This window comes from Dellaglioa sp. CoH-57-MRSF-18, from assembly GCF_056781995.1.
In genome coordinates this window covers 1-470 of the sequence record NZ_JBXAXX010000077.1, presented here as the reverse complement: position 1 = coordinate 470, position 470 = coordinate 1, and the positions used below count along the sequence as shown (strand labels likewise).

The following is a 470-nucleotide window of genomic DNA, read 5'->3' as shown; positions in this document are numbered from 1 at the left end:
GTGTTGGCTAAGTTGCCGCACGTTCAGGCGCAAGCCGGCCAGTTTGCGATTCCCGCAACCGATCTTCTGGCTGCACACACGTACGATCTGTTCATCGAATTGGACAAACACGCATAAGGATTTGGGTAAGTCATGCACGTTATTCAGGCAATCGAGTTGGAAAAAGTTGGGCCGTACCAGAAGCCGGTGCGGTTTGAGCCGCCGTGCGGGGTTAGCACCATTTATGGGCTGAACCGCGCTGCGGGCAAGGCATCGCAAAACTCGAATGGGGTAGGCAAATCATTGCTCTTCTCAGTGTTGCCTGAAGTGATGTATGACGAACCGCAAATCGGTGAGCGTTCGGACAAGATCAAGCAAGGCCGCCGCGACATCGAGTTCATGAGCCACGCAGGAAAGAAGGTGTTGGTGCGGCGTATAATGCGCGGCAAAACCGACAAGCTGGAAATCCACGTCAACGGTAAGGATAAAGA

At 53.6% G+C, this 470-nt stretch carries 1 protein-coding gene; it reads left to right on the top strand.

Annotated features, from left to right (window positions below):
• Positions 1-132: 132 nt before the first annotated feature.
• Positions 133-470: hypothetical protein (locus AC1RPG_RS08145; protein WP_481762490.1), on the top strand; the 338-nt coding region annotated here is incomplete at its 3' end.